Source organism: Halomonas urmiana (genome assembly GCF_005780185.1).
Classification (GTDB): Bacteria; Pseudomonadota; Gammaproteobacteria; order Pseudomonadales; family Halomonadaceae; genus Halomonas; species Halomonas urmiana.
Window position 1 is genome coordinate 48021 of record NZ_VBUI01000027.1, and the last position, 7841, is coordinate 55861.

General features: G+C 63.1%; 8 protein-coding genes. 5 read left to right on the forward strand and 3 right to left on the reverse strand.

The window, feature by feature from the left end; translation table 11 throughout:
- Positions 1–269: 269 nt before the first annotated feature.
- The 4 genes from FEI13_RS15790 to FEI13_RS15805 all read left to right on the forward strand — a co-directional run bounded on the left by FEI13_RS15790 (position 270) and on the right by FEI13_RS15805 (position 1975).
- Positions 270–938, forward strand: coding sequence for a TetR/AcrR family transcriptional regulator (locus FEI13_RS15790; protein ID WP_138182478.1), 669 nt, complete (start codon positions 270–272; stop codon positions 936–938).
- A complete protein-coding gene (locus FEI13_RS15795) occupies positions 938–1456 on the forward strand; it encodes a L,D-transpeptidase (protein ID WP_138182479.1) in 519 nt (172 codons plus the stop codon). Before FEI13_RS15790 ends, FEI13_RS15795 begins: the two co-directional genes overlap by 1 nt.
- Positions 1457–1526: 70 nt before the next feature.
- Complete coding sequence (locus FEI13_RS15800; RefSeq protein ID WP_138182480.1) at positions 1527–1781, forward strand: DUF4258 domain-containing protein; 255 nt, start codon at positions 1527–1529, stop codon at positions 1779–1781.
- Positions 1782–1783: 2 nt separating this feature from the next.
- On the forward strand, positions 1784–1975 hold the full coding sequence (locus FEI13_RS15805; RefSeq protein ID WP_138182481.1) for a DUF2283 domain-containing protein: 192 nt from the start codon (positions 1784–1786) through the stop codon (positions 1973–1975).
- Between the two features lie 259 nt (positions 1976–2234).
- Here FEI13_RS15805 and FEI13_RS15810 read toward each other — a convergent pair whose 3' ends face one another.
- On the reverse strand, positions 2235–3467 hold the full coding sequence (locus FEI13_RS15810) for a type II secretion system F family protein (protein WP_138182482.1): 1233 nt from the start codon (positions 3465–3467) through the stop codon (positions 2235–2237).
- A gap of 58 nt (positions 3468–3525) precedes the next feature.
- The gene (gene pilB, locus FEI13_RS15815) at positions 3526–5319 is read right to left on the reverse strand and encodes a type IV-A pilus assembly ATPase PilB (protein WP_138182483.1); all 1794 of its coding nucleotides are present in this window, start codon (positions 5317–5319) and stop codon (positions 3526–3528) included.
- A 433-nt stretch (positions 5320–5752) separates the two neighbouring features.
- Here pilB and FEI13_RS19670 point away from each other — a divergent pair, with 433 nt between their 5' ends.
- Positions 5753–6160 (forward strand): prepilin-type N-terminal cleavage/methylation domain-containing protein, encoded by a 408-nt coding sequence (locus FEI13_RS19670; RefSeq protein WP_275668758.1) that lies wholly within the window; start codon positions 5753–5755, stop codon positions 6158–6160.
- A 551-nt stretch (positions 6161–6711) separates the two neighbouring features.
- On the opposite strand, the gene FEI13_RS15825 is transcribed toward FEI13_RS19670, so the two are convergent.
- Positions 6712–7726, reverse strand: a protein-coding gene (locus FEI13_RS15825) for an IS630 family transposase (protein ID WP_138182484.1) whose coding sequence is annotated in 2 segments (ribosomal slippage) — positions 6712–7338 and positions 7340–7726 — 1014 coding nt in all. Because the reading frame shifts where the segments join, the coding sequence is not laid out codon by codon here.
- Positions 7727–7841 lie beyond the last annotated feature (115 nt).

Sequence of the window (7841 nt, forward strand, 5' to 3'; positions counted from 1 at the left end):
CAATGATCGGGATGGTGCTGAATCTCGAAGCGTCAAGAATTTCTTGGCCGCTTGGCCGCTTGGCCGCTTGGCCGCTTGGCCGCTTGGCCGCTTGGCCGCTTGGCCGCTTGGCTGCTCGGCGCTCGGCGCTCGGCGCTCGGCGCTCGTCGCTCGGCGGCTCTTCGAAGTCGTTTCAAACGCCCCGACCCTGGCGGCATTGAGCCATCCCTATGGCTGTCATACACTCGCGTGACATTCAAACAATTGTTTCCAATCACGTGGAGCCGCCCATGGCCCAGCAGCCCGACACCGTCACGCGTATCCTCGACACCGCCGAGGTGCTGTTCGCCGAGCGTGGCTTCGCCGAGACCTCGCTGCGCAATATCACCAGCAAGGCCAAGGTCAATCTCGCCGCGGTGAACTATCACTTCGGCTCCAAGAAGGCGCTGATCCAGGCGGTGTTCGCCCGCTATCTCGACCCCTTCACCGAGCGCTTCCACACCGCCCTCGACGAGCTCGAGGCGCGCCATGCGGGCGGTGTCATTCCGCTGGAGGAACTGCTCGAGACCATGGCGCGCTGCGTGCTGGAGGTGCCGGCGGAGCGCAACAGCCTGAAGGTGTTCATGCGCCTGCTGGGGCTCGCCTACAGCCAGGCGCAGGGGCATCTGCGGCGCTACATCCAGGAGGAGTACGGCAGCGCCTTTACTCGCTTCACCGAGCTGGTACGGCTGGCCACACCGGAGCTGCCCGACGCCGAGCGCTTCTGGCGGCTGCACTTCATGCTCGGCACGGTGATCTTCACGCTCTCGGGGCTCGATGCGCTGCGCGATATCGCCGAGCAGGACTACGGCGAGCACGTCGGCGTGCGCGACCTGGTGCGTCGTTTGCGCCCGGTGGTGGTGGCGGCGATGAACGCGCCGCTGCCCGAGTCGCTCCCCTCCCAGCGGGAGGCCGGCTGATGCGCACACCCGTGCTGGCCGAGCTGCCGCCGGAAGACGCCGTATGGCTGGAGATCGATACCGCCGTCCAGCGGCTCAGCGTTTGGCGAGGGCGCGAGCGGCAGTGGACGTGCGAGGTCTCCACGGGCGTGAATGGCACCGGGCAAGAGGAGGGCAGCGGCGCGACGCCGCTGGGCTGGCACTATGTGCGCGCGGCCATCGGCGCGGGTCAGCCGCCGGGCAGCGTCTACCGTGGGCGTCGGCCCACCGGCGAGGTCTACTCCGCGGCCCTGGCCGCCGAGTCCCCGGGGCGCGACTGGATCCTCACACGCCTCCTCTGGCTCGGCGGGCTGGAGCTCGGGCACAACCGCGGCGGCCGCGTCGACTCCCAGCGCCGCTACATCTACCTGCACGGCACCCCGCCCAGCGAGCCCATGGGCGTGGCCCGCTCCCACGGCTGCATTCGCCTGCGCGATGATGATCTGCTGGCGCTCTTCGAGATCGCCGTGCCGGGCACCCCGGTGTGGCTGCACGACTGAGGGCCAAGCAGCCAAGCGGCCAGCCGAGAAAATGAGGGACCAGAAGCCAGGGCCAGGAATGAGAGAAGTCATGCACTGTCAACGGTTTGACTTGAGAGTACACATCACACGTCATGCCCGTGAGCGTATGGCAGAAAGGAACATCCTCGAGAGTGAGTTGCACGACCTGCTCGAAACTGGCGCAACATGCTACAAGGATGATGCCAGGCTATGGATCGCCAAGGAGATGCCAGGCCGCAAGGACAATCTGGTCTGTGCAGCCGTAATCCTGGAAGATAAGCTTGTCGTCAAGACCGTGATGCATCATTTCCAATGGGAGGATTGACCATGCGCACCACCTACGATGAGGCGGATGACATCCTGGTCCTGCACCTGGCAGACAAGCCGATCGTTCGTGAACGCTCACAGGACTGGAATACGCATATCAGCTATGCGGAGGACGGCACCATCGTCGAGGTGGTGATCCTGGAGGCGTCGAAACAGGGAGCCTGGCCGCTGCTCAAGAGCGAGGCGGCGTGATTTAGCGCCGAGCGCCGATTCGGCGCTCCGACTTCAGATTGCGAAAGAAGGCCGAAGGCCTTCCTGGCAAAAGGCACTAAGCCCAGGGCGCCTGTCGGCGCCATTCGTCGAGGCGTCGAACCGGCAATAAATTGCGCTCCCACAAGGGTTCTTCGCCTCCTTCACGCCACAATGCGATGATCCTGACTTTTTGGCTGCTTGGCTGCTTGGCCGCTTGGCCGCACGGCCCTTGCCCCTTGCCCCTTGCCCCTCGGCGCTGTCAGATCACACTCCCCAGCTCGAAGATCGGCAGGTACATCGAGACCACCAGGCCGCCGACCAGCACGCCCAGCACCACGATGATGAGGGGCTCGAGCAGTGAGGTCAGGGTGTCGACCTTGTTGTCGACCTCCTCCTCGTAGTAGTCCGCCACCCGGTTGAGCATGGCGTCAAGCGAGCCCGCCTCCTCGCCGATGCCGACCATCTGCACCGCCAGCGCGGGGAACTGCTCGGTCATGCGCATGGCGAAATTGAGCTGCTGGCCGCTGGACACGTCCTCGCGAATCTGGTCGATGGCGCGCTCGTAGACCAGGTTGCCCGCCGCCCCCTTTGCGGTCTCCAGTGCCTCCACCAGCGGCACGCCGGCGCCGAAGGTGGTGGCGAGCGTACGCGAGTAGCGCGCCACCGAGGACTTGTCGAGGATATCGCCGAGCACCGGAATGCGCAGGGCCATGCGATGCATGCGGTAGCGGAAGGCCTCGGAGCGCCGCATGGCGGAGCGCATAAAGAAGATGAAGGCCGTCAGGCCAAGCACCCCCCACCACCAGTACTGCTGGGCGAACTCCGAGAGCGCGATGGTGATACGGGTCGGCGCGGGCAGTTCGGCACCGAAGCCGTGGAAGAGGCTCTCGAACTGCGGTACCACCTTGATCAGCAGCAGGGCGGTGACGCCGAAGCCCACCGAGATCACCGCCGCCGGGTACCAGAGCGCCTTCTTCACCCGGCTCTTGAGCGACTCCATCTTCTCCTTGTAGGCCGCCACGCGCTCGAGCATGCGGTCCAGCGAGCCGGACTGCTCGCCGGCCTCCACCATGTTGGCGAACAGCCGGTCGAAGTGCTGGGGATGCTGCTTGAGGGCCTCGGAGAAGCTGGCGCCGGCCGCCACCTCATTCATCAGCTCCTGCACCAGCGCGCTCATCGCCGGCTTCTTGAGGCTCTCGGCCACCACCTGGAAGGCCTGCAGCACCGGCACGCCGGCGCGGATCATGGTGGCCATCTGGCGGGCGAAGAGCATGATGTCCCGCGGCTTGATCGTGCCCATGCCACCGCCGAAGCCGCTCTTGCGGCGGATCTGCTTGACGATGATGTTCTGCCCGGCCAGCACGCCCTCCACCTCGGCCCGCTTGGTCGCGATGATCTCGCCGGCCACCTTGCGCCCGTTGGGTCCCTTGCCGGTCCAGCGCCAGCGATAGAGCTTGAGCTTCTGGTGCTTGCGCGTGGGTCGTGTTGCCATGTTCATCGTCTCGCTCCCTGCGTCGCGTTATGAAGGAAGAGCGCTTCTGCTTCAGGTGTCAGTCTTTGGTGACCCGGTTGACCTCGGCCAGGCTGGTCAGCCCTTGCATCACCTTGAGGATGCCGCTGCGGCGCAGGTCCGGGCAGCCCTCTCGGCGGGCCTGGGTGTCGAAGTCTCGGGAGTTGCCATCGGTCATGATCAGCTGGCTCATGGCATCACTGATCGGCACCACCTCGTAGATGCCGACCCGGCCCTTGAAGCCCTGGGTGCAGTGTTGGCAGCCCACCGGCTCATAGATGGTGGCGCGGGCCACCTCCTCCTCGGTGAAGCCCTGGGCGAGCAGCGCCTCACGGGGGATCTCCGCCGGCTGCTTGCAGCGCTGGCAGAGCCGGCGCGCCAGGCGCTGGGCGATGATCAGGCTCACGGAGCTGGCAATATTGAAGGGCGCCACGCCCATGTTGGCCAGGCGGGTCAGCGTCTCCGCCGCCGAGTTGGTGTGCACGGTCGAGAGCACCAGGTGGCCGGTCTGGGAGGCCTTGACGGCGATCTCGGCGGTCTCCAGGTCGCGGATCTCACCGACCATCACCACGTCCGGGTCCTGGCGCAGGAAGGCGCGCAGGGCGCTGGCGAAGGTCAGGCCGATCTTGGGCAGCACGTTGACCTGGTTGACGCCCGGCACCTTGATCTCCACCGGGTCTTCGGCGGTACAGATATTGCGCTCCACCTGGTTGAGGATATTGATGCCGGTGTAGAGCGAGACCGTCTTGCCGCTGCCGGTGGGGCCGGTGACCAGTATCATGCCCTGGGGCGCGTCGAGCACGGCCTCATAATGGGCGCGCTGCTCGGGGGTGAAGCCCAGCTGCTCGATGCCGAGCTGCGCCGAGTTCGGGTCGAGGATCCGCAGCACCACCTTCTCGCCGTAGACCGTGGGCAGCGAGTTGACGCGAAAGTCGATGGAGCGGGTCGACGAGAGCTTGAGCTTGATGGCGCCGTCCTGAGGCAGGCGGCGCTCCGAGATATCCAGCCGCGACATCACCTTCAAGCGCGCCGAGATGCGCGAGCGCATGGCGAAGGGCGGATGGGCCACGTCGTGGAGGATGCCGTCGATGCGAAAGCGCACCCGGTAGCTCGTCTCGTAGGGCTCGAAGTGAATGTCCGAGGCGCCGCGGTGGATGGCATCGAGCAGGATCTTGTTGACGAACTTGACGATCGGCGCGTCGTCGCCGGCGGCGGCCATCGCCTGCTCGTCCGTGGCATCGACCACGCCCTCATCGAAGGCGAGCTCCCCCACGGCGTCGTCGACGTCGGCCAGTTCGTCGAGCATGCTGCGCTCGCTGCTGGCGAGATAGCTCTCCAGCACCGGGTGCAGCTGATCCACCGGCGCCAGCACCCCCTCGAGGGTCAGGCCGGTGGCGAACTGCAGCTCGTCGAGCAGCGCCAGCGTGGAGGGGTAGGGCACCGCGACGGTGAGGCGGTGGCCGTGGCGCACCAGCGGCAGCACTCCCAGCCGGCGCAGGATCTTGGCCGGGTAGTCTCTGGCCGGCGGCAGGCTCCCCAGGCGCAGGGCGTCGAGATCGATGATCGGCAGGCCATACTCCCAGGCCGCGCTCAACGTGGCCTGGCGCGCGGGGACCATGCCCGCCTCGATCAGATGCTCGAGCAGCGAGCGATCCGCCTCGCGGGCCTCGTCCTCGGCGCGCGCCGCCGCCGCTTCGCCGAGCAGGCCATCGGCCACCAGGCGCCGCGACAGGCCCCGCAGCCCGCTACGCCGGGCGGCGCCCTGCAGCGCCGAAGGCTCGGGCGCCAGCACGCTGGGGGGCTGCTCGGTGGACGGGGGACGGTAGTCGTTCATGGCGCCTCGTGGTGTCGCAGGTAGGGGGCAGCAGGAGTTCGTCGGCAGTGCTGATTCTAGCTCCTGTGGCCACCCCCCGCCCAGCGCCGTATCATGCCCATTCCACGTTTTTCTAGCACTTTGACCAATGCTTTAGCATCACACCGCTGCCGATGCCTCGCCTGCCGTTGGTGATACTGCTTGCAGGGGGCAGGAGCGTAATTTAATGTAAGCGTAGGGTCGGCGAGCATGGAGCAAGACCCACAGGGATGGGAAGCGCGACAGGCAGGTTGTATCGAACCGGTGGCAGGGCATGAGCCTTCGAGGGAGCGCTGCTTGCAGCGCGATGAAGACCTCGATAGCTGCTTTGGCACCAATGTAAACCCGCACGGGCGGCAGAAGAAGGCTCACGCCAGACGCGCCACGGCGGAACGAACGAGTAAGGGACAGGACGATGAAAGAAATGATGAACCGGAAGACTCAGCTCAACAAGGCGCAGGGCGGTTTTACCCTGATCGAGCTGCTGATCGTGGTGGCGATTATTGGCATTTTGGCGGCGATTGCGATTCCGCAGTATCAGAATTACTTAGACAGGGCTGATGTGGCTGCGTGCCAATCTCAAATTAAGGCTGATAGAACTAAGTATCTAGCAGATCTCACTCAAAGTCCAACTGCCACTTTTGAGGTGACAGGTGAGGCATGTGGGACCGTTACGGGTAAAAATGCCGTGTCTTACGATTCTGCTACTGGAGATATTACAGGACAAATTTCTGCAACTACTCCTGAAAGGAAAAATACTATTTCTTACGATTTTGCAACAAATACTTTTAGTGATACTGCCGCCGATGCAATTAATCCCTAAGAGGGCTTAAGGCTAATTGAAGGCTAATCGGGGACAGACCCCCATTTCCCACCTAGCCTGATCCAGAATCACCCAGCGGCCGGCAGCGATGCCGGCCGCTGGCGTTTTCGGCTCAGCGGCAATACATTGATCGGAGGCTAATCATCGGGGACAGACCCTGAGGGATCCCCAGGAAATAGGCAACAAAATCAGAAGGATATAATAAGGCTAATCGGGGACAGACCCCCATTCCCCACCTAGCCTGAACCAACCAGCGGCCGGCAGAAATGCCGGCCGCTGGCGTTAGGGGCGTCCTTCATCAGTCTTGCGCGAGATACCCCGTACTTTGAGTGCGGGTAAGCTAATCGGGGACAGACCCTGACGGATCCCCACGAACTACGGCTATCCGTTGCATAAAGCCTGCCCCCTGACCTCCTCCTGAAGGCTTGCTTGAAGCGCTTTCCAGGAAGGCCAAGGGACAGCACCGACACGATGACGCCGCAGCCATTCCAGGCCCAAGCGCCATACGGAGAGCACGTTCCGGTGCCGAATACTGTTGCTCTGGTAAGTGCTTATTCAAAATTAATCGCGCACTCAGTGCCATAGCCACTGAGCAGCCGGTGTACCTCATCACAGAGGCGGTCAAACGAGAGGTATGCACTCAGTGGCAGCCATGCGTACTTCATCTGCCGCCACAGAATTTCAATCAGGTTCAGTTCCGGCGAATAGGCGGACAGATAGATCGGATACACACGATGCGACATCCACTCCACGATCTTTCGTCTGAAGGCCTTGGAGCGATGCATGCTGGCATTGTCGAGCACTACGACGGCGAAGGTATCGGGGTCTTTCTGGGCTACAAACTGGTCAAATGCCTCGATAACCGTCTCGGTGGTCACGGATTCGGTGGTGGTGTGGTAGACCAGCTTCCCGGCTCGGCTGAGGAACCCCAATACGTTCAGCCTTCGGCTATGTGAGTAGGCGGTCACCTCGCAGGGTTTACCGATGGGGCTCCAGGCGTACGGTACCGCCGATGATTGCGAAAACCCTGATTCATCAAAGTAATAGAGCTCATGATCACCTTGGTCTTCCCGCTTGTGAAGCGCCTTGAGGAGGCCCTGAGTGTTGCGGAAATCCGTCTCGTCACGCCTTGCCTTGAGTGAGTGCCGAATGCGCTTGAAGCTGAGATCATTTTTTTTTCAACGCCCGGCGAAGGGTCACCGTGCTGACCGTCTTGCCGGTCTCTTCTTGGAAGCGAGCCTGCAAGGATCGAATCTGGTGAGGCTGCTCGGCGACCAGTTCCTGCAATCGCTGGTGGTCGTGCTCATCCAGGATCGGCGTGCGGCCACTGCGGGGCTTGTCGATCAGCCCGTCGAGGCCTGAGGCTTCCCACTGCTTAAGCCAGCGTGATACAGCATCGCGGCGAACCTGCAGTATCTCACTGATTTGGTTGATTGTATGGCCTTGATCACTCAGCAGGATGGCATGCGCACGCCGACGTAGGGCGCGCTTCTCACCATGGTGATAGGCAGAGGTCAGCGTCTGTTGTTCAGATTCAGTGAGAGGGGCAACGAAGCGCCTTGCCATGGTTCCATCCGTGTCAGGGAGGCTAATCGGGGACAGACCCTGACGGATCCCCACGAAATAGCCAGAAGAATCAGAAGGATATAATTGAAAAGGCCTGCATGGATTGGCATGTTGT

Excerpts from the sequence above, each read along its gene's own strand:
- FEI13_RS15790 (WP_138182478.1), top strand. The coding sequence starts at position 270 with ATGGCCCAGCAGCCCGACACCGTCACGCGTATCCTCGACACCGCCGAG.
- FEI13_RS15795 (WP_138182479.1), top strand. The coding sequence starts at position 938 with ATGCGCACACCCGTGCTGGCCGAGCTGCCGCCGGAAGACGCCGTATGG.
- FEI13_RS15800 (WP_138182480.1), top strand. The coding sequence starts at position 1,527 with ATGCACTGTCAACGGTTTGACTTGAGAGTACACATCACACGTCATGCC.
- FEI13_RS15805 (WP_138182481.1), top strand. The coding sequence starts at position 1,784 with ATGCGCACCACCTACGATGAGGCGGATGACATCCTGGTCCTGCACCTG.
- FEI13_RS15810 (WP_138182482.1), bottom strand. The coding sequence starts at position 3,467 with ATGGCAACACGACCCACGCGCAAGCACCAGAAGCTCAAGCTCTATCGC.
- pilB (WP_138182483.1), bottom strand. The coding sequence starts at position 5,319 with ATGAACGACTACCGTCCCCCGTCCACCGAGCAGCCCCCCAGCGTGCTG.
- FEI13_RS19670 (WP_275668758.1), top strand. The coding sequence starts at position 5,753 with ATGAAAGAAATGATGAACCGGAAGACTCAGCTCAACAAGGCGCAGGGC.